The organism is Amycolatopsis sp. NPDC059657 (assembly GCF_042734395.1).
Lineage (GTDB): Bacteria > Actinomycetota > Actinomycetes > Mycobacteriales > Pseudonocardiaceae > Amycolatopsis.
In genome coordinates this window covers 111,432-129,924 of sequence record NZ_JBHWEB010000011.1, presented here as the reverse complement: position 1 = coordinate 129,924, position 18,493 = coordinate 111,432, and the positions used below count along the sequence as shown (strand labels likewise).

The 18,493-nt window shown below is 66.7% G+C and carries 15 protein-coding genes and 1 pseudogene; 10 read left to right on the top strand and 6 right to left on the bottom strand.

Translation table 11 applies throughout. From position 1 onward, the window contains the following. Positions 1–147: 147 nt before the first annotated feature. Positions 148–327, bottom strand: a complete 180-nt coding sequence (locus tag ACFV15_RS08890; protein WP_378349621.1) for a hypothetical protein — start codon at positions 325–327, stop codon at positions 148–150. A gap of 210 nt (positions 328–537) precedes the next feature. On the opposite strand from ACFV15_RS08890, the gene ACFV15_RS08885 reads away from it, so the two are divergent. The 9 genes from ACFV15_RS08885 (at position 538) to ACFV15_RS08845 (ending at position 10,909) form a co-directional block, all read left to right on the top strand. After that, a complete protein-coding gene (locus ACFV15_RS08885; RefSeq protein WP_378349620.1) occupies positions 538–801 on the top strand; it encodes a hypothetical protein in 264 nt (87 codons plus the stop codon). A 33-nt stretch (positions 802–834) separates the two neighbouring features. Beyond that, positions 835–1,155 (top strand): hypothetical protein, encoded by a 321-nt coding sequence (locus tag ACFV15_RS08880; protein ID WP_378349619.1) that lies wholly within the window; start codon positions 835–837, stop codon positions 1,153–1,155. Then, positions 1,152–1,796 carry a hypothetical protein gene (locus tag ACFV15_RS08875; RefSeq protein WP_378349618.1) on the top strand — a complete coding sequence of 215 codons (645 nt, stop codon included), beginning with the start codon at positions 1,152–1,154 and terminating at the stop codon, positions 1,794–1,796. The genes ACFV15_RS08880 and ACFV15_RS08875 overlap by 4 nt, the downstream gene beginning before the upstream one ends. 136 nt (positions 1,797–1,932) lie before the next feature. Beyond that, positions 1,933–2,595, top strand: coding sequence for a hypothetical protein (locus ACFV15_RS08870; protein WP_378349617.1), 663 nt, complete (start codon positions 1,933–1,935; stop codon positions 2,593–2,595). A gap of 20 nt (positions 2,596–2,615) precedes the next feature. Further along, positions 2,616–3,578: a hypothetical protein gene (locus ACFV15_RS08865; protein WP_378349616.1), complete on the top strand. Its 963-nt coding sequence runs from the start codon at positions 2,616–2,618 to the stop codon at positions 3,576–3,578. Positions 3,579–3,758: 180 nt separating this feature from the next. Continuing rightward, on the top strand, positions 3,759–6,029 hold the full coding sequence (locus ACFV15_RS08860; RefSeq protein WP_378349615.1) for a tetratricopeptide repeat protein: 2,271 nt from the start codon (positions 3,759–3,761) through the stop codon (positions 6,027–6,029). Positions 6,030–6,258: 229 nt separating this feature from the next. Beyond that, a complete protein-coding gene (locus ACFV15_RS08855) occupies positions 6,259–8,658 on the top strand; it encodes a helix-turn-helix domain-containing protein (protein ID WP_378349614.1) in 2,400 nt (799 codons plus the stop codon). Further along, positions 8,655–9,938, top strand: coding sequence for a hypothetical protein (locus ACFV15_RS08850; protein WP_378349613.1), 1,284 nt, complete (start codon positions 8,655–8,657; stop codon positions 9,936–9,938). The genes ACFV15_RS08855 and ACFV15_RS08850 overlap by 4 nt, the downstream gene beginning before the upstream one ends. Continuing rightward, positions 9,935–10,909, top strand: coding sequence for an alpha/beta hydrolase (locus ACFV15_RS08845; protein ID WP_378349612.1), 975 nt, complete (start codon positions 9,935–9,937; stop codon positions 10,907–10,909). Before ACFV15_RS08850 ends, ACFV15_RS08845 begins: the two co-directional genes overlap by 4 nt. 355 nt (positions 10,910–11,264) lie before the next feature. Here ACFV15_RS08845 and ACFV15_RS08840 read toward each other — a convergent pair whose 3' ends face one another. Next, positions 11,265–12,230 carry an NlpC/P60 family protein gene (locus ACFV15_RS08840; RefSeq protein WP_378349611.1) on the bottom strand — a complete coding sequence of 322 codons (966 nt, stop codon included), beginning with the start codon at positions 12,228–12,230 and terminating at the stop codon, positions 11,265–11,267. A 9-nt stretch (positions 12,231–12,239) separates the two neighbouring features. Continuing rightward, positions 12,240–13,262 (bottom strand): replication-relaxation family protein, encoded by a 1,023-nt coding sequence (locus ACFV15_RS08835; protein WP_378349610.1) that lies wholly within the window; start codon positions 13,260–13,262, stop codon positions 12,240–12,242. 560 nt (positions 13,263–13,822) lie between these two features. Between ACFV15_RS08835 and ACFV15_RS08830 the strand changes: the two genes are divergently transcribed. Next, positions 13,823–14,764, top strand: a complete 942-nt coding sequence (locus tag ACFV15_RS08830) for a restriction endonuclease (protein WP_378349609.1) — start codon at positions 13,823–13,825, stop codon at positions 14,762–14,764. A 149-nt stretch (positions 14,765–14,913) separates the two neighbouring features. Here ACFV15_RS08830 and ACFV15_RS08825 read toward each other — a convergent pair whose 3' ends face one another. The 3 genes and pseudogenes from ACFV15_RS08825 to ACFV15_RS08815 all read right to left on the bottom strand — a co-directional run. After that, a complete protein-coding gene (locus tag ACFV15_RS08825) occupies positions 14,914–17,397 on the bottom strand; it encodes a type IV secretory system conjugative DNA transfer family protein (protein ID WP_378349608.1) in 2,484 nt (827 codons plus the stop codon). A 1-nt stretch (position 17,398) separates the two neighbouring features. After that, positions 17,399–17,749, bottom strand: a complete 351-nt coding sequence (locus tag ACFV15_RS08820; RefSeq protein WP_378349607.1) for a hypothetical protein — start codon at positions 17,747–17,749, stop codon at positions 17,399–17,401. 68 nt (positions 17,750–17,817) lie between these two features. Continuing rightward, positions 17,818–18,282 (bottom strand): annotated as a pseudogene (locus tag ACFV15_RS08815) (hypothetical protein); the annotation flags it as partial. Between the last annotated feature and the right edge of the window lie 211 nt (positions 18,283–18,493).

Sequence of the window (18,493 nt, the reverse complement as noted above, 5' to 3'; positions counted from 1 at the left end):
TGCCGCGATTGACAAATGGATCATCTTCTACAACAGTATCCGGCGGCACTCCGCCATCGGGATGCTCAGTCCCGACAACTTCGAGCAGTCACTCCACACGGCTGCCTGAACCCCTCGCAAGCCCCTGTCCACCATTCGGGGTGAACCTCACGGAGTCCGAGCCTGGGCGTTCGACGACGCCGCCGACTTCCGCCCTGACGGCACGATCGCCTGCCCCAGCTGCGCGACCGGACGCCTCGCGTTCCTCATCTCCTGACCATCCCCAGCGGTGAACTTCGCCCAGCGCGACGACTTTAGGGAGGCCACCATGTGTGCGACTTTGCTCATCGACGGCACCCCCGCCGACCATCAGGACGAGGGACCCGAACGCGTCACCGTTGAATTCGACGGTGCGGACACGCCTTTCCGGTGTCGCGCGTGCGGCGAGGACCTGCAGTCCACACCGGACGGCTTCGCCGACACCTCCGGCGAACGCGCCTGCAGCGCATCAGACTTCGACGACGACGCAGCGCACGAACCCGAGCGGACCCCGCTCGCATGGTGCAACAGCGCGTCGGTGTCGACGAGGACGAGGACTCGGTCACGCTGGCGATCTCCGTCGGCGACCCGCGCGGAGCGTTCACCTTCACCGTTCGCCGTGTCCCCGACGACGTCGACGGCCCGCTCGCGGGACGGCTGATCATGCACACCCCATACCCGACGGAACCTCTGCCGCACGAGCACTTGACCCCGCTGCACCCAGGAACCCACCTCATCGGCCACACCGAAGCCCGCTCCTGCGCCGCGCGCACCGACGCCTGACGCGACCCCGGACACAGAAAGGCAGGCAGCGCGATGGCTCACGACATTGTCCCTGGAGAAGGGTTCTTCGGCAGCGCACCGGACCTGATCGTCAAGTACAGCACGGTACCCACGAGTGAACCCGGTGAGTTCGACTACTTCCGGATGCTGCACGCCGAGAACTACGCGTGCGTCATCTGCCTGAGCGAGACCGTCACGTTCACCGACACGCTCATCCCGAGCGGGATGCACCCGCAGATCCGGTGCGAGCACGGCCACGTCACCAACGGGATGCCCGCCCGACGTTTCATCCACAAGCCACCCAACCCCGCGCCCGATCGGTGCCCAGGTTCTAGCGAAGAGGTCGAGAAATGACCGTGGACAACAACGCCGTGGTTCACCTGCCCGACTTCGACGAAGCGGCCGAGCGGTTCCCCGCCTACGTCGTACCGGGCGAGCTGTGGAACGGATCCGTCATCCCCTCCTTCGACCGGGCAACGGCGAAAAAGGTGGTGCGGTGGCAAAACCGCATGGCCCGCAACAACCCCGACACCATCATGACGGCCCGCTGGGACGGGCAGACGATCCTGATTTCCGATCCCAACGACCCGGAACACCCGACACGAGTCGAGCCGGACGAGCATGGGCGGTGGCCGATCGGCGCGCGCTGGTGGACCTGGGCCGAGTACCTGACACCCGCCGAGATCGCCGATCACGTGTCACAGGTGATCGCCGCGAACGACTCGGTGCGCTGGACCGAGTGGCAGGGGATCGTGCCCGCGCTGGCCTACGAGCACGGGCCGCGCAAAGCCGAATACCTCCAGATCGCCGAGGAGACCTTGCGTGAGCTTCCGGAGCGTGTAGGGGAGTTGGCGTTCATGCTCGCGCGGGACACGGCAGCGGTCGCCTGCGGGATGAGCGAAGACGACCGCATCACCTGCCCGGAGCACCGGACATGGCGCACGTCCGAGCACATCGGACACTGCCGCCCAACCGAGGCGGGCGCACGGCGATGACTCCCACGATCAACACGCTGGTGTGGCTGCCCGAGTTCGGGGAGCAGGCGACGAAATTCCCCGCCACGCCCGGGAACCCCACCGTCCTCACCGGACACCCTCACCTACTCGCACACCAACTCCCGGAGCACGTGACATGGGCACGACACCCGCAGGTGAAACCCTCGTTCAGCTTTTCGACGGCAGCCCCGCGTTTCCCGCTCTGGTGGGTGACGAACGCTGGCACGGGTTCTGCCAGCCACGATTGCGTCACCAGGTCGCGCAAGACCTCGCACGGTGGCTGAACCTCAGCCACGCCACCACCGGATTTCCCGCGATCGCGACCGCCGTACTGACCGAGCACGAACTCACCCTGTACGAGTACGACGATCGCGAACCCACCGTCGTCACCGCCGACAGCGACGGTCGCTTCCTGCTCACGGGCTGGTCCTGGATGCCCGCCGATACCGATTCTCCGGTGGCCCTGCCGACGATCCCCGTCGCCACCGACGTCACGGTGACGCTGAGCGTGACGTGCGGCGAGGAGCGGTTCTGTTCATTTCGGGCCGTGCTGGCCGACCTCTTCGATGAGTACGGCCACGTCATCCCGCGCGTGCATCCTGACCACATCCTCGACGTCTGCGGCGATCTCAACACCGTCGCCTACTTCCGCCACGATGCCCGCCTGCTGCGCTTCCGGGGCAGCACCCTCGTCCAGGAGGACACCACCGACCCGGACGCCGCCGTGGTCATCGACCGCGACGCCGACGGGCTGTACCCGCTACCCGGCTACCGCTGCCACCTCGACCCCAACACCTAAACGCCACACCGCAAGGAGGAATGACTCTCATGGATGCCGACGACAACGACCAAGGCGACGGATCCCGGCCGACCTGCATGGAATTCTTCCAGCTGTACGGGCCCTGCATGCTCCCCGAAGGACACGCCGAACACGACCCGCTGCACCGCGACGACGAAGGCGACATCTACCTCAGCCGCAGCGCCACACCCGGCGAACGGGTCCGGCAAACCTACCTGCGCATGGCCGAACACCTCGACTACTCGCTGGCCGTCCTCGCCGACACCGACTTCTTCGGCGCACCCGCCGAGACCGTCGGCTGGTGTGGAGTCGACAACACCGGCAACACCGACCAGCCGCCCACCCCGTACGCGCTCGTGCAAGAAGCCCTGACGCTCGTCCTGATCGCCTTGTGCGACAACGACACCCGGCGATCACAGCGGCTCCACGAACTCATGCGCGCCAACTACGAAAACGTCACCTCCAGCCTGCGGCGAGTCACCCCCGACGTCATCGCCGTGACGCACAGGGGACAAGAACACGTGCTTGGAGTAAGCGAAGTGGACTTCGACTGCCGCACCTGCGGTGCCCACCTCGATCGCGACCCCGCCGGAGCACGCGACATGAGCGCGGCTCAGGCGTGGCACGCCAAGGAGATGGCCGAGCGGGACCGGAGGCTGCGGCTTCCCCCGGTGCGCGATGTGCTCACCCACGACAGCCACCCGTACAGCCACATGACCGTCCGCACGGTCCTGGAGGACGGCGTGTTCGCCCAGCACGTTCTCTACGTCTGGGGACACCATCGCGCCAGCTATAAGACCGACCAGGGTTTGCAGACCGCGATCACGCGCTACGCCAACGAAGCAGGAAAAGACGGACGACGCGGGACACGCGACGACACCTGGAACCCTGACGATGCCCGCGCGGCCCTCGCCGCACGACACGCATCGGGCGAACGCCCACCCGGCTTCACAACCGACCACACGGCCAGCCAGCAGGATTGAGAGACGCACGCCGCGCAGAACACCATGCCCCGCGCACACACAGTGGCTGTCGACTAAACGACGGCAGCGGCTCCGCCCGCGGACGATCCGCCGGCTTTGTGTGGATCGCGTTGAGCACCTCATCGAGATCCCGGGGATCGAGGGTGTGCTTGGCTGGCAAAGTGGGTGCAGACTGGGGAGATGGCGGTCGAGTACAAGGGGACCAAGGGGGCGGCCGTCGGCCTGCCTGAGCAGACTGTGTTCCGGGGCCGGGAAGCGGAGTTGGTGCGGCTTGCCGACGCGTTGCGGCCGGGTACCGGCGCTCCGGTGACCGCGATAGCCGGCTTGGCGGGGATCGGGAAGACCGCGCTTGCCATGCAGGCCGCCCACAACGCTTGCGCCGAGGGTTGGTTTCCGGGCGGCGCGGTGATGGTGAACATGCACGGGTACGGCCCGTCCGAGTCGGAGGTCTCCGTCTCCGCGGCGTTGACCAGCCTCCTTGGCGCCATCGGGATCGCGAGCAAGCGGATTCCGCCCCTGCTTGACGGGCAGGTGGGCTTGTGGCGTTCTGAACTGGCCCGCTGGGCCGCCGCTGGAAAGCGACTGCTGATCGTCGTCGACAACGTCTCACGGGCTGAGCAGGTCCGGCCCCTTCTTCCTGGCAAAGCTGACGCCGCTGGGCATCGGGTGCTGGTGACGAGCAGGCATTGCATGTCCGCGGTGCAGGGAACCCGGTTGATGGACCTGGACGTGCTCGGCGACGAGCAGGCGGTGGAGTTGCTGCGGTTCGACCTGGCCACCTCACTTCCCGGCGACGTCCGGGTCGGCGACGATCCTCAAGCGGCGTCGCGGATCGCGCAACTGTGCGGTGGGCTGCCGCTCGCTGTGCGAATCTGCTCGGCCCTGCTCGCCGCCGATCCCGAGCAGCCACTGAGCGAATTGGTGGAGGCGCTGGCGGACGAGAAGGTCCGGCTGGTGGAACTTGACTTCGACGACGTTCTCGCGGTCCGGGCGGCGTTCGATCTCTCGTACGAGCACCTGTCCGCCGAGCAGGCCCGCTTGTTCCGGCTGATGGCGATCAACCCGGATACGGTGACCAGTACCGAGTCGGCCGCGGCGCTGGCGGAGCTGGGCGTGCCTGCGGCCCGGCGCGTCATCAAGCAATTGCACCGTGCCCACCTGGTCTCACAGGACGTGGGACGCGATCGGTGGCGTATGCACGATTTGCTGCGGTTGTACGCCGCGGAACGAATTTCCGACGACACCGAGCGCCAGGATGCCGTCAGCCGTCTGCTGGCACACTTCCTCGCCACCACGGTCTCGGCGAGCCAGCACCTGGACCCGCGGCTGGACGCGGCCGATCGAGACCGCCGTTTCACCAGCCGCCACCACGCACTGGCATGGCTCGATGCCGAACGTCCAAGCCTGGTCGGCTCCGTCGATCTCGCTTACAGCATGGGCCGGTACACGAGCACTGGTGCTTTGGCCGCGGCGCTGTACGACTATTTCGAGCTACGCAAACATCTGGCCGACTGGATCGCGACCGCGGAACTCGCGCTGACTGCCGCTCGCCGGCTTGGAAACCGGCGCAGCGAAGGACTCGCGTTGACCCATGTCGGCAACGCGCACCGCGACCTAGGTCAGCATCAGCGAGCACTGGAACATCACCGACTGTCGTTGGATATCGCGCGCGCAGCGAGCGATCGATACGCCGAAGGGCGCTGCCTCACCAATCTCGGTAACGCCTATTTGGCGCTGGGCCGGACGGACGAAGCGGTGCGTTTCAACGAAGAGTCATTGCGGATCCGACGGCAGCTGAATGATCGGTACGGCCAGCGTATTACCCTCAACCATCTTGGCAACGCCTACCGGCATGCCGGCCGAATGAACGACGCAGTGGACTGTTATCTGGAATCGCTCGAAATCCGCCGGGAAATGGGTGACCCGAACGGCGAGGGGCGCACTCTGACGAACCTGGGCAACGCCTATCGGGCGCTGGGCCGAGTCGCCGAAGCCATAGAGTGCTATCGGCAGGATCTGGTCATCGCACGGGAACTGGGCGACCGTCATGCTGAAGCGAGTACTCTCACCAGCCTCGGGAACGGCTACCGTGATCAAGGAAGCCGTGAGCCCGCGGTGGAATGCTACCTGCGCTCCGCGGAGATCAGTCGCGAGATCGGTGACCGTGAGGGCGAACAGCACACGCTGACCAACCTCGCCAATACCTACCGGGAGTTGGGCCGCGCCGAGTATCGAGTCAGGACGCCCACGAGCATCGTCGAATCGCCGCCGATCGTAGATGATGTCGATCTCTTGTGCTTTCCTGACCCGGTGGAGACGGGGCCGAACGGCGAACTCGAACGGCTCGACCGCGATGTGCACTGTATGGCGCCTGGGGATCCCGAACCACCTGTCCGAAAGCCGAAGGCGAACTCCACGCATGGTGAGTATGACGGGCTTCAGGCGGAGTAGAAGCGGGCTTTGTCCCAAGGCCGTGTTGTGGACTTGGGTGAGTGGTAACGCTGCTTGCCCGCACCCCTGGCGAAATCCAGGGACAGTTGCGCCAGCTGTCGACAGATGGCTGGGATAGAGCGGGCTTTATCCGGTGTTGTTCAACGGCGGGCACGAGAGCCCAGGCCTGCATAAGATGAAAGGATGCGCGGACCGAGAGGCACGGATGACGAGCACGTTAGGCACTCAGTTGCGGCAGTTGCGGCGGCAGGCGAACCTGACACAGGAGGCCCTGGCCGAGCGCTCCAGCATAGGCGTGCGCACCATCCGCAGGATCGAGACTCGCGAGGATCCCGAACCGCGACAGGGGACTGTGGAGCTGCTGGCCGATGCGCTGGACCTCGGTCCGGAAGAGCGTAAAGACCTACTGGGTGCTGCTTATGTCGGCGCCGCCGCGCCTCGCGAGCTGCCGTTCGACATAGCGGAGGCCGCCGACCTTTTCGCGCGAGTGGTAGGTGGCCGGTACGGTCGGGAAGAGGAACATCGCCGGGTTCATGATCCGTTCCCGTTGCCGGTGCGGTGGCAGCCGGCACCTGAGCACCTGACCGATCACTGGGCCAACATCTCTCGGGCCGCGGCTATGGCCGGCTCCGGCCCAGTGGATCTGACCGGTCAGCTGGACCAAGTCGTCGACCTCTACCGGAAGATCCCCTCAGGTAGGCTGGTGGTGCTGGGCAGGGCCGGTTCGGGGAAGACGGTCTTGGCCATCCGGTTCGTGCTGGACCTGCTGCGTGCTCGCGGCGATGACGACCCTGTGCCGGTGATCCTCGGCATCGGATCATGGGATCCCACCACCACGACACTGCGAGATTGGCTCACCGGGCAGTTGGTGCGCGAGTACCCGGGCCTGGCCGCGAGCGGTCAAGGGGGGTTGAGCCTGGCCGCCGCCCTGGTCGGGTCAGACCGGGTCCTGCCGGTCTTGGACGGATTCGATGAGCTTGCCGCCGGCCTGCGACCTGCCGCGCTGAAAGGGCTCAACGCCACCAGTTTGCCCCTGGTATTGACCAGCCGTTTTGGCGAATATGCCGACACAGTGGCGGCTACCGATGTCCTGAGCTCCGCCGCCTGTATCGAATTGGCCTCCCTCACCCCGGCCGATCTTGACGTCTACCTGCCACTCACCACCCGCAAGACGACCTCCGGCGGCGCGCCCTTGTGGGATCCCGTCCTGAACGAGGTGCGGAATCAGCCCTCGAGCTCAGCCGGTATGAACCTCGCGGCGGTGCTGACGACGCCGCTGATGGTCGCGCTCGCCCGCACGATCTACAGCGACGATCCCAGCAGGGACCCGGCCGAACTACTGGACACCGATCAGTTCAGCTTGCCCGCGGTCATTGAGGACCACCTGCTGAACAACCTCATTCCGGTGGCCTACGCCGGGAAAGCCGGGCGTCACCAGCGCTGGGATGCCGGCCGGGCGCACCAGTGGTTCGGCTACCTCGCCCGACAGCTGGGTCGGCTCGGCACCCGTGATTTGGCGTGGTGGCAGCTGGGCGGCACTCCGCGCCGCTCGTTGCGGTGGCCCGCGATCGGGGTCGTCGCCTGCCTGCTCTTCTGTGCCGTGGGTGGGTTTGCCGACTGGCTGGGAGCAGGACACGTCTACCGGCCGCTGTCGGCATTGCTGATCGGGGTGCTCTTCGGGCTCGCACAGGTGGCGAGGCGACGGGTGGCCGGACCGTTACGCATACGAATGCGATTCCCCGGCATGATCGGGTTCCTCTCCAGGTTCCTGGCAGGGCTTGTGCTGGGTGTCATGTTCTGGCTGGCTGGCGGGCCTGGACGCGATCTGCCTGCAGGGCTCATCGCCGGGCTCGTGGGCGGGCTCGCCGCTGGACTCACGACCGCCCTGGAGGCGGTTTCCGATGTGAGATCGGCTGCCAGTCCCGCGAGCCTATTGAGGGCCAGCCGCCGGGCCATGCTCGTTGAGACGCTTGTGCTCGGCCTTGCATTCGGTGTGCCTGCCGGGCTCGCGCACGGGGTCCGGTCCGGAATCGCGCTCGGGCTCGCGGCCGGACTCGGGTTCGCGCTGACCGCCTGGGGCCAGTGGCTAGTAGTGGTGCGCATCTGGCTGCCGCTGACCCGGCGGCTGCCTTGGGCGGTCATGACGTTCCTTGACGACGCCTGCCAGCGCGGAATTCTGCGACAGGTCGGCGCGGTCTACCAATTCCGGCACGCCCGGCTTCAAGATCACCTGAACCAGGTGGGCGTCGTCATGGCGGATTTCACGGAGAACGTCCCCTTCCAGCGGGCTGTACTCCTCGCGGACGTCCGATGTGAACCCGATGAAGCGGCAGTCGGCAGGCCCTCCCAGGTGTGGCTGCAGGTACGGTCGGCCGTTGACGCGGAACCACTTCCCGAACCGGTGCGGCTCCGGGTGCTACTCGACGTGATGCCTGCGGTGGTCACCCCCATGAGCCGGTCGGTGACCCTCTCGGTGGACCGGGTGAGCGAGCCCGCCGAATTCGAAGTGGTCATCCCCGACGACCGCCCGTTGCCACTGGTATTCCGTGTCTACCGGGAGAGCGACAGCCAGTTCCTGCTGGAGATCACCGCCCGGCTCCCGGTGCGGACGCGGAAGGTGCGGTCGTGACGCGGACACTTGCGGCCACCGTCACCGTGGACAACACCGACGGCCTTCGCCACGTCGCCGGGCCGTCCTACAACCGTGCTCGCACGATCAACCTGCGCTTCCTGCGGTTTCCCGGCCGGGAAGGCTATCTGGTGCAGGCTTGGGGGAGTGCCTTTCCCGAGGACGGAGGCGGCGGCTACCAGGGCCGTTTGCAGCGCGCACACCACGACCTGGAGGCGAGCGTCGACGTGCTGCGGCGAACCTGGCAGCGGCACGTGATCGAGAACCGTTGCCAGGAAGGTGATACGAGCCGAATCCGGTACCCGTTCGCCGACGACTGGGACCTGAGCGAGCCGGACCACAAGCGCAGGTTGGCCGAGGTCGGGCTGACCCTCGCGCGGGCCGGGCACAACACGTTCAGGATGCTGTTCCATGGCGGGGACAAGGGCCTGGACACGATCCGCGGGCACCTGCTGGAAGCGCTACGCCATGGCGAAAACGTGATCAGTGTCGAATCCGACGAGCTGATCGTGCCGTGGGGAATGCTTTACACCGGCGCCGAAACCACCGGCTATCCAGCACCAGCCGACTGGTCGTTCGGCGGTTTCTGGGGCTACCGGCACATCATCGAGCACACGTTCACCCGCACCGAGAACTTCGACAGCCGGATCGCCGTCACCAACCCCGGCGAGGTCGTGGTGGGCCTGAACGTGGACCACGAGGTCGATGCCCAGTTTCCCGCCGCCCCGTTCGTCACATCGCTCATCGAGTTCTTCACGCCACGCGCGAAAGTCGTTCTGCGCAGCAGCAAGGATGAGCTCGCCATGGCATTCCAAGACTCTGCTTTCCCTGATCACATAATGTGTTTCGGGTGCCATGGAAAAGTCGCTACCGACGGTGTTGTCGAAAATCCTTACCTGCGGCTCAGCGACCACGAGAAGATCTACAGCACGGACCTGATGGCGTGGCTCGCTGACACGCCACTGGCCACCCAGCCCTTCGTTTTCGTCGGCGCCTGCCAGGGGGGACAGGTATCGTCCTTGTTCTATTCCGCGTTCGGCAAGGCACTGCTCGAAAACGGTGCCCGCTGCCTCGTCGGTCCCCAGGTCGATTTGCCGCCGGCGTTCGCGTGCGAGTACTCCCGGCGGCTGTTCACCGATTTTCTCCAGCCGGGAACCAAGCTCGGCGACATCGTCCGGTCGCTGACCCGCGCGTTCATCGACGATCACGCCAACCCGCTCGGCCTGATGTTCACGCTCTACCGGGGCATCGACGTGCACCTGTGGCGGGACGAGCCATGACCCGGCCGGTGATCCTCGACCTCGACGAGCGCGGCGATCTGCTCGACCCGGGCACCGGCAGGCCGGTGCCCGCGGCCGGTGTCCGCCAGGTGCTCGCGCGGTGGCTGCTCGTTCCCGAGACCGCGACCGACATCGTCGTGTTCACCCACGGCTGGAACAACACCCGCCGCACCGCCGAGCGCAGCGCCGGACGGTTCATCGACCTAGTGGAAAGCGGCTTTCACGCCGACCGCTATCCCGAACTCGCCCACTGGTCGGCCTACTACGTGGTGGTCCGCTGGCCGTCCATGAGCAACCCGTTCTTGACCGGCTACCGCAGAATCCGTGACCGCGCCCATGCCATGACGACCGAAGGCCGGGCCGCGGACGTGCTCGCCCAGCTGCTCGGCTATCTCAACACCGAACGGCGGCTTCCCGGCAGCCCGCCGGCGTTGCGCAACGCCGCAGGTCAGTACCTGCACTGTGTCGGGCATTCCTTCGGCGGCCGATTCCTCGCCGAAGCCATCCAAGTGGCGGCCGACCGCAGGCCGCCGGTACTCGGCTGGAACCTGGGCGATCCCCGCTACCCGTACACGGTCGACACGCTGCTGGTGTTCCAGATGGCCGCCGCCCCGGACGTGTTCGCCTGCCGATTCGAGCGGATCCTGCACAACGCCCCGATCAACGGCCCGGTCGTGCTGACCCACTCGCGCGCCGATCGGGCGACCGGGCTATGGCACCGGCTGGCCGAAGGCACCGCGGGCATCGGCCACGTCGGCGCCTCGGCCCCCAGCCAGTACGTCGCCTGGACCGCTCTGCGCGAAATCACCGCCGCGTATGAGCGCGGCGAACTCGACCAGCGGATCGTGAACATCGACGCAAGCCACCGCTACCGCAGAGGACGCTGGTGGAATCCGGCAGGAGCACACTCCGACATCTGGTATCCGGAGTCGGCTCACCTGGTACTCACACTGGCGGGCCTGGCCCGTTAGTTCCCCTCGGCCGCCGGCGTGAGGGGAGCGACGAGGGCTCAGAAGGTCGTGTACCCCACGCAGTAGTTCCACCGGCGGTCGCCGTAGCCCGCGTCGTCGTAAAGCACCCAGGCGTTGTCGCTGCGGTTCCAGACGTTGTAGTTGCCAGCAGGCTTTCCGTTGCGGCTGCTCGATCGTGCAAGCTGCGTAATGTCCGCTGTTTGGTATGAGTATGCGTTCCGGGATACGGTTCCGGCAGCAGGTGGGGGCGGGGCGCCCCTCATGCCCGGCAGGGTTGGATCTTCCACGCTACTTGAGCGAAGGCTCTTGCGGCGCTCTATACGGACAAAATGGTCATCTTCGTGCGGGAACCTGCTCAGCTGGCTGGGCGACTCAAACCGGCGTAGTCTCCGAACCTCCGATAGTCCTGAACCTGCACCGGCTTGTTGAAGGTCGGCGCGTTCACCATCTGCGTCCCGCCCAGTGATATCCCCACATGGTGAATGCGGTCGGGCGTGCCGAAGAACAGCAAGTCACCCAGCCGAGGCGATGTCCCCGTCGGCAACCGCGGGCCCGCGTTGTACTGAGTCTGCGCAGTCCGAGGGAGATCAATCCCCGCCGCCGCATACGCCGCCCTGGTCAGACCAGAACAATCAAACCCAGGATCCCCGTTCCCACCCCACACATACGGCTTCCCCAACTGAGCGCACGCGAACCGCACCGCGACCACCGCACGGTCCCCGCTGAAATCTCCAGCACGCTGCTGAACAGTCTGCTGAAGAGAACCGCACGCTTCTGAAACGTTCGTCGTCGTTTCAGAGTATTTCTCGGCCTGGGCGAGGACTTTCTGGACGTACCATTCGGCGTGGTTGTAGGCGAAGATCGCCGCGTGCAGGTCACGGCCGTCGCGTGCGCCTGAGTCGCAGAGGTAGAACGCCGCGGCGTGGATGGCGTCGTGCGGGTTATATCGCGATGGTGGAGTCGCTCCGCCTGGTGGCAGCGGGTGGCGTGTGGTGACTCCGGCGAAGGTCGCGGTGAGGAATTGCATCGGGCCGCCGGCTCCGGCGAAGTTCTCGCCGCTGGTCACGCCAGGGGCGTTGAGGCGGCCGTGGTCGGTTTCGACTTTGCCGATGGCGGCGAGGATGGACCAGTCCAGTCCGGGGCAGTCTGCGGCGGCTTGTTGGTAGAGGGCGAGATAGCCGGGCGGGATGTCGGCGAGCGCGGCTTGGCTGGGGCCGCTGCCAAGGCTGAACAGCGAGATGACGGCGGCGATCGCCGAGCCCGCGATGAGCAGGACCGCGCCGAGCAGACCGGCGATCGTGTACCCGGCGGTTTTTCCCATCCGGGTGGCCTAGCGCCCGCGTTGGGCCGCGCCGGGCGGGCACGGTGCTGGTGCTGGCAGTTCGGTGCGTGGCTCGCCGGAGACGCCGACCGGTGCCGGGTTCGGTGAGGTTGCTGAGCGCAGTTGCGGCCAGCTGTGGCGCAGATCGGCGAGCGTGATACGCCCAGTCGCCGGGGCTCCGTTGAGGGGGAGCCAGCGTGCCAGTGTCAGATCGACGGGGTTGGGGCTGGCATCGGCGTTTGTGGTCGCTACTGGCACGAGGTCGGGATGGTCGAGCGCCCGCAGCGCGTCGCCGAGGGCACGGCACGCTGAGGTCTCGCGCTGGGCGGTGGGGAACCAGAACAGGACCGGGGTGGTGATTCCGGTGCTGTCGGCGAGGCGGTGGTAGCGGGGAAGTTTCGCGGCGAGGCGGTGCAGGGTTTCGGTGCCGAAGTCGAACTCGGTGAACCACTCGACCTCGGCGCCGGTGTTGTCGCGCCAGCGGGCGTAGGCGTCGGGTTTGACGATGTCGCCCCAGTGCCGGGCGCACCGCGCCGCGGACCACCATGACGCGAGTTCCCCGGCGTGGTCGCGGGTGTGGTGGACGAGGGCGGTGAACAGGCTGTTGCAGCCCACGGTGTGCGCGAGCTGCAGCGAGTAGGCGCGGCCGATCTCGCGGTCGCGGTTGTAGCCGAGTTCGGCGGGGGTGCGGCCTTCTTCGCGGGCGAGGGCGACGGCGCCGGCGGTGTCGAGGACGTAGTGCATGGGATGGGTGCCGTTGTCGCGGTGGGGCTGGAAGCGGTGCACGACGCCCCATTGGTAGAGGCACCGGAGCCGCAGGTTCGCGGCGCGGCGGCTGGGGAAGCACAGGTCGACGATCTGGTGGGTGGTGAACACGTGGTGCTCGAACAGCATTCGGATCAGCCACCGGTCGCGCGGGGTGAGATGGCGGGCAAGCCAGGCGTGGTGCTCGGCGGAGTTCAGCACCCGTGGGAGCGGTCGTTCGGGGCGGTGAGCGCGTAGCGCTCGTTGCTGGGTCGGATTTGTGATCACGGGTGTACCTCCAGCTTGTAAATTGGCGCAATTAACTGGGGATCAACAGATCGAACGTCGGAGAGCTGGCGGCAATGGCGGCATCCGGCTCGGGGATTCGTCTGGGCTTCCCGTTCTTCCTGGCGACGTGATTGCCGATCGAGACGAAAGTCCAGTCACTGGGCGCGCAGGGTCTGTCTGTCCTGTGGCCGGTCAACTTCTCCTGCAACCTCACCTCGGCTGGAGATGATCCGAAGGCACCGCAGACAACCTCGTGTAGATACGGCAGGCTTAAGTACATGCCAGATGCTCACGTGGATGTCTTCAAACTTCTCGAAGCAGGCAACTCCTGGGAGTGCCCTCGCTGCGGCGGCAGCAGCAGGCAGTACCCGGCGCTGTCACATGTGCGGGACGAACAGACCGGAGACTGTCCTCATATCTGCTCGGACTGCGGGGATGACGAGGACTTTCAGATGTGGTTTGACGGGACGTCTCCCACTGCGGTACAGCACTGGCCGATTCGCCGCCAGCTGGGCTCGACGGACAGAATCCGGTTGGGACCACGGAACAAAGAAGAGGCCATGACCAAGGGCGCGCGAGTTGGCGCCTACTGGGATGGAAAATTGGAAGAGTGGCTGACCACGATCTTGACTCTGGATCCCGACAGTCCGCGCTCTCCCGAGGGCCTGCACACCTGGTCATTCCCCACTCGCCGCCTGCTTGACGAGTACCTTGCATCGGTCGCGCAGCGACCGGAGTCCGAGGTACGCCAATTGTTGCGGCACCTCCTCTTTGACGGTGTTACCTTCGGTTTCGATGACGATCTACATCTCGCCTTGATAGAGAAGCGGGACGAGTTCACCGCGCTGCAGGAACAGTTTGAGTACTTCCGCCGCCTGTCACTGACTATGCGCGACGGCATGCACGCACACCCTGGCGTGCGCTGGGTGCTTGATCTCCTGCCTGAATCACCAGCGCGCGCCGCCATGGTTGTCGAGTCGTACGCTCGTGCGCACCGAGGCCGTCTTCCAGGAGGCCGGCGCGAAGGGCTGGCGGACACGGTCGCTGTGATCAACACCTTCTACATCGACAACAGCGCGATCCCATGGCGTGAAGCGCTCATGGGTATCACGCCGCGACAGTTCGAGTGTCTGATTGCCCGCCTCTACTTGGCAATCGGATTCGACGTCACACTGACTCCGCCGACCGGCGACGGAGGACGAGACGTAGTGGCGCTGAAATCCACTCCAGGCGGAAAGCAAAAACTGCTCGTCGAATGTAAGCAGTACGGCCGCAAAGTTGGTGTCGAGGAAGCCCGATCCCTCATCGGGGTTGTTTCCTATGAGCACGCCACGGGCGGCGTGCTAGTCACCACGAGCAGCGGCACCAAAGGTGTCCATACTCTTGCCAACAACGACGCGCGCTTCGAGTTCGTCGACGGCCCGCGATTGGTCGTGCTCTTGAATGAGCATCTGGGCCCGCAATGGCCCCAGCGGCTCGACTGGCTAACGCGCCCGCTGTAGTCGCAGAACTCCCGCGACCAGCTGGTACATGACACGTCTGCGGCTGAATTCGCCTCGGACACCGGACTTCGCCGACTCCACACTGATGTTGAGATGGCTTCGAGTAGTGCACTGGTCGATACCGCTCCTCCACTAGTCTTGTGCACAGGTCAGGCCGCGCGGCGCGGGTCATGCGCTGTTCGCTCACCCGGCAGCCCGGAGTCGGTCGTGGCGACGGGTCGGCGTTGAGTGTTGGCTTTTGCGAGCTGGCGGATGCGTTTGGCGCGGCCAGGTGCAGCGGGCGGCAGTTTCTGGGTGACGGCGGTGAAAGGCGGCGTCTCCTCGCTGTCGAGGACGAGGCGGGCGGCGATGTGGAAGCGGCCGAGGTTGGCGAGATCGTGTTCGGACAGCCGCGGCTGCGTGTGGCGGGCGAGCGCGCCGGCGTCTTCGGGGGAGGCGTTGAAGATGATTTTGCTGCGGGCGTTGGTGGAGATGCCTTCCTCGAGTTCGCGGGGGAGCTGGCGTAGGTATTGGTGGGCCAGCGTCATGGACATGCGGTAGCCGCGGGCTTCGGCGAGCATGTCCTCCATCGGGTAGGCCAGGTTCAGGAAGTTGTGGCATTCGTCGATGTAGAGCCCGGCGTCGCGTCGCTCGCCCTGCGGGATCCGCGCCCGGCGGGTCGCGGCTTGCCAGGTGCGGGCGACCACGATGGACCCGACCAGCCGCGCGGTGTCCATGCCGAGCGCGTCCTTCCCTAGGCGCACTAGGCAGATTCCGCCGTCGAGTACCGCGTCCATGTCCACGGTGGATTCGCCGCCGGCCAGCGCCGCCCGCACGAAGGGGCGGAGCAGGAGGCCGCGGAGCTTGTTCATCAGCGGTGCCACGACTTGGGCGCGGGCGGCGTCGGAGAGTTCGTCGTACCAGGACCAGAATCCGACGAGGATGGGGTCGGTGATCTGGTCGAGTGCGCGGTGGCGGAACGCGGGCACGCTCAGCAGCTTCGGCAGGTCCGCGATTGTCGGCGTGCCGGGCAGCTCTCGCAGGGTGAGGAGCCCGGAGCGCAGGATGTCCTCAGTGCGGGGTCCCCAGCTGGAGGAGTAGATGTGGGAGAAGATCGACACCAGGTTGTCCACGACCCGCGCGGTGTCGTCGCCTTCGAGCGGGTTGAGCACCGGTGGCCGGGATCGGGAGTCGGCGTCGAAAAGCACGACCTTCTCCCCGAGCCGCGCGGGCAGCCGCATGAGGACGTCGGTGACCAGGTCGCCTTTGGGGTCGATGACGACGAGGCCGCGTCCGGCGTCGGCGTCGTCGAGGATCATCCGCGCCATCAGTTCGGACTTGCCGGAGCCGGTGGCGCCGAGGATGTGCAGGTGATGGCGGGCGTCGGCGACCCGCAACCCCACCGGCCGAGAGTGTCCTGAGTCGGTGACGCCGATCGGCTTGACCTCGGGGCCTTCGGTGGCGATGCCGGGTGGTGGTGGGACGGCTTTCGCGCCGGCGCGCTGCAGCCCGGGGCTGGCCTCGTCGGTGGGGACGTGGGCGAGCGCGGCCAGCTCCGCGATCGACAGGAGATCCCCGCCAGCCAGGCGCCGTTCGGCGACGGCCCGCACGGGGTGGCGAAGCTTCACCCGACGGTAGTAGTTGTGCTCGCTGAACGCCGCGAACGCACTCGCGATGGCGTGGCCGCGGCCGCGCAGATGCTCCCGCACCGGCACCCGCCCGGCGTGGGTGAGGGTGTCGGGGACGAGGGTGGCGATCGCGTAGCGGACGCGCGTCTCGTACTGGGGGCCGCGTTGCTTGGCGACGATCACCCGGTCCTGCGCCGCATACTCAAGCGACGTCTGATGATCGATAACCGGTTTCGCCGCCGTGGCGCCGCGGGCGCGGGAACCGGCGTGTGGGGTGATCAGATCTAGCAGCCGCCCCGCCAGCCGCACTGGGGTGCCGGAGCGGACTCGGCGCGCGGCCCGCCGGGCTCGCCGGACACGGGCCCCGGTGACCGGGCGGGCGAGGATCTGCACCACCACTCGCTCATGACTGGCCAGCCCGACCGGGGCGCCGAGCAGCGCCCGCACAGGATCGGCGGGGAAGTCCGAGCGAATCGGGAGTGCCTCGCTGTGCGCGAGCCGCAGCTCCCCGCCGACGGCTTCGACTGTTTTGCCTGGTGGGGTGGTGTGGGGGATTGGTGGTGTGGCGGGGGTGGTGCGGGTGTGGGCGCCTGGCCAGGCGGCTTCGATCGCCCGCTCGGCCATGCCCGGCGGCACGACTCCGGGCAGCCAGAGCCGCAGGGCGACGCCGCTGTGGGTGAACACGTACTCCCACACGATGTGCGGCTGGCCGTGCAGCCGGCGTTTCCAGCCGGGCCGCAGTAGCCCGACGAGGTTGGAGTAGAGCGCGGTCGCGCCGTCCCGGTCGACCGTGGGTGGGGCGAGCACGGTCACCACGCGGGCATCGGCGGCCATCCGGTCATGACACCGGCGCCGCCACCACCGGCGACCGGCGATCACCGCGGTCCACGCGGCCGCCATGGTGAGGCCGAGGATCGGGCCTTGGGTGAGCGCGAACTCGCGTAGCGCGCCGAGCACCCTGTGCAGCGCGCCGCCGGGGTCACGCAGGTAGTCCTGCAGGATCGAGTCCGGTGCCGGAGCGGGCATGTCAGCGCTCCTGTCCGAGGCCGGCCGGCTTCGTGCTCTCGTCCGTATCGTCGGGCAAGTCGTCAAGGCCGACTGTCGGTGTCGCGTCAGGGTCCTGCTTGATGCCGCGGCGGCGGCGCGCCGCATCGACGACGCGCTGGAAGATCCTGCGGCGGAGGCGGATCAGGCCGCGGACGGTGTGGAACGGCACCAGCGCGGCATAGATACCAATGACGACCACGAGCATGCATAGCGCCCAGGTCATGGCCATCGTCCAGGCTTCGCGGGCGAACCAGGGGAGCACGGTGTGGAACAGATCGTCGGCGAACGCATCGATGGAACCGCGGTACACAGTGGACAACAGCGAATACATGGCGTGGAAACCTTTCGATCACTGGAATGAAGCGGACGACGGACGTGAGACCGTGCTGGGTAGGAGAGTCACGCCGCGCGTGCCTGCTCACGCGCGTCCTGTGTGGTTCCGGGGATGACGCGGAGCCGGGTTTTGCGCTGGGCGCGTTCGGCATCGACGTCGACGTCGGCTTGCCATTCGCTGAACCGGCGTCCGGCCAGTCGGGTGAGGAAGTGCGGGATCCGGTTGGCGGGGACCCCGACCAGGCGCGGGCCGAGCACCGCGAGCAGGTCGGAGGCGGCTTGGGAGGACCAGCCCGCGTAGGTGATCGCGGCCTCATCAGGGAACACGTCCGCCACCCGATCCCGCGCCGGATCGAGCGTGACGTCCTGAGTGCCGCCGTAGGAGTAGACCCACAGGAAGTTCACCGGCGGATTTGGTTTGATCAGCCGCCGGAAACGCGCGATCTCCTTGGTGTAGCAGTAGAACGTGACCTCGGGTCGTGCGCGGGCGATGCGCAGCCACGCGCGGGTGTAGTTGTCGGAGAAGAAGTCGCCGGAGTCGTGTTTTGATGATTTTGCGTGTCTCGCGAGACACGTCGTGAAGCGCTCCTATGGAGGGCCGTGGCTCGCCTAGCGATGTCGAAGTGTGTTTGTGAGTCAGATCGCGGGCTGGCTAGGGCTGACTTCGGGACGGTGGTGTGTGAGCGCACGTCGGAACTGTCGGACAGCGTTGTCGTGGTCGGACCAAGTACGGTTGATCCGC

What these genes read in the sequence shown, in the direction of transcription:
- ACFV15_RS08875 (WP_378349618.1), top strand. Translation starts at nt 1,152, where the DNA reads ATGACCGTGGACAACAACGCCGTGGTTCACCTGCCCGACTTCGACGAA.
- ACFV15_RS08870 (WP_378349617.1), top strand. Translation starts at nt 1,933, where the DNA reads ATGGGCACGACACCCGCAGGTGAAACCCTCGTTCAGCTTTTCGACGGC.
- ACFV15_RS08845 (WP_378349612.1), top strand. Translation starts at nt 9,935, where the DNA reads ATGACCCGGCCGGTGATCCTCGACCTCGACGAGCGCGGCGATCTGCTC.
- ACFV15_RS08830 (WP_378349609.1), top strand. Translation starts at nt 13,823, where the DNA reads ATGACCAAGGGCGCGCGAGTTGGCGCCTACTGGGATGGAAAATTGGAA.
- ACFV15_RS08860 (WP_378349615.1), top strand. Translation starts at nt 3,759, where the DNA reads ATGGCGGTCGAGTACAAGGGGACCAAGGGGGCGGCCGTCGGCCTGCCT.
- ACFV15_RS08820 (WP_378349607.1), bottom strand. Translation starts at nt 17,749, where the DNA reads ATGTATTCGCTGTTGTCCACTGTGTACCGCGGTTCCATCGATGCGTTC.
- ACFV15_RS08840 (WP_378349611.1), bottom strand. Translation starts at nt 12,230, where the DNA reads ATGGGAAAAACCGCCGGGTACACGATCGCCGGTCTGCTCGGCGCGGTC.
- ACFV15_RS08865 (WP_378349616.1), top strand. Translation starts at nt 2,616, where the DNA reads ATGACTCTCATGGATGCCGACGACAACGACCAAGGCGACGGATCCCGG.
- ACFV15_RS08880 (WP_378349619.1), top strand. Translation starts at nt 835, where the DNA reads ATGGCTCACGACATTGTCCCTGGAGAAGGGTTCTTCGGCAGCGCACCG.
- ACFV15_RS08890 (WP_378349621.1), bottom strand. Translation starts at nt 327, where the DNA reads ATGAGCAAAGTCGCACACATGGTGGCCTCCCTAAAGTCGTCGCGCTGG.
- ACFV15_RS08825 (WP_378349608.1), bottom strand. Translation starts at nt 17,397, where the DNA reads ATGCCCGCTCCGGCACCGGACTCGATCCTGCAGGACTACCTGCGTGAC.
- ACFV15_RS08885 (WP_378349620.1), top strand. Translation starts at nt 538, where the DNA reads ATGGTGCAACAGCGCGTCGGTGTCGACGAGGACGAGGACTCGGTCACG.